The following is a 1,477-nucleotide window of genomic DNA, read 5'->3' as shown; positions in this document are numbered from 1 at the left end:
GATGGGTAGGCGGTAGCGACAAAACAGGAAAAAGGGGGCAGAGGGGGGCCTCCCCCCCCCCCCCCCCCCCCCCCCCCCTCCGCCGTTTTCCGGAAGTCCCGGCGCGGCCCTCTTGCTGTTCCCGGAGTCCCGGGGGCGGCCCTCCGTCGCTCTCGGGGCCCGAAGTGCCGTACGTGAGGTCGGCGTTCGTCGTTCTGTTCGGGTGGCGGAGGTCTGGCGGAGGGCGGCGCGCCGGGGGTGCTCACTCCTTCGGGTGAGATCGTCGGGGGGTGTTCCCCGGTGGGGCGTGCGGTCGGCAGAATCGACGCGGCCGCAGGGGCGGACCTGTGGGCCGCAGGGCCTTCGGGCGCTGTCGGGGCTCGGGAAGGGCCGTGCATGATCCGTACGAGGTCGTTGGTCTCCGATGGCTCCCGGCTCCGCCGGCTGGCCCCGCTCGCTCTTCCCACCGCCTGGGGCGCGGTGGCCGTGGCCTGGAAGTTCGGCTGTCCGCTGGCCCGGCAGCCCGGGCTGCCGATGAGGATCGCCACCAGTGTCGTGTTCCTGACCGTCGGCATCGGCCTGGTGCTCGGTCTGCGGCGCGGGCTCGCGCGGGAACTGGCGCTCGTGCGGGCCGTCGCCGTCGCCACCCAGCAGGTGCTGCTGCGCCCGCCGCCCGCCCGGCTCGACGGACTCACCCTGGCGGCGGGGCAGTTGTCCGCCTCCCGGGGCGCGTCCGTCGGCGGGGATCTGTACGAGGCGGTGGCCACCCCGTACGGGGTGCGGATCGTCATCGGGGACGTACGGGGTCATGGTCTCGCGGCGCTCGGGGCCGTGGTCGCCGTGCTCGGGAGTTTCCGGGAGGCCGCGCACGACGAGGCCGAACTCGGCGGGGTGCTGCGGCGCCTGGAGCGGGCCCTGGAGCGGCATCTGCGGGAGCGGGCCCGGGACGAGCATCCGTCACGGGCGGGGACGGCGCCCGAGCATCCGGCGGCGGAGGAGTTCGTGACCCTGCTGCTCCTCGAGGTCCGGTCCGACGGCCGGCTCGCCGTGCTCAACTGCGGCCACCCCGGCCCGTACCGCCTCGGGCGCACCGTGGAGCGGCTCCCCGTCGGCGACCCGCTGCCCCCGCTCGGGGTCCTGCCGCTGCCCGGCGTCCTCGCGCCGTACACCGCGGCCCGGTTGACGCCGGGCGAGACGCTCGTCCTGTACACCGACGGCGCCGAGGAGGCCCGCGACCACCGGGGCCGGTTCTTCGCGCTCGACACCGTGCTGGCCGGGATGTGCGGCGCGGCGCCCGAGGCGCTCGTCCGCGAGGTCCACACCGCCCTGCTGCACCACACGGGCGGGCGGCTCACCGACGACGTCGCCCTGCTCGTCGTACGCGACGACCGTGTCCGGGTGCCGGGGGAGAACGCCGAAACCAAGAGGAGACGCCCACCCCCCACCCCCCCACCCCCCCCCTCCGCGGAAGGGGCGCGCAGCAGCGCACATACCCCCC

Annotated in this window: 1 protein-coding gene; it reads left to right on the top strand. The window is 75.8% G+C overall.

Translation table 11 applies throughout. The annotated features are described in order from the left end of the window. Nucleotides 1–375: 375 nt before the first annotated feature. A partial coding sequence (locus ACZ4XX_RS20715; protein ID WP_468509307.1) for a PP2C family protein-serine/threonine phosphatase occupies nucleotides 376–1,477 on the top strand: 1,102 nt, incomplete at its 3' end.

The organism is Streptomyces sp. NPDC029956, assembly GCF_055574655.1.
This window is presented reverse-complemented; position numbering and strand designations above follow the sequence as displayed.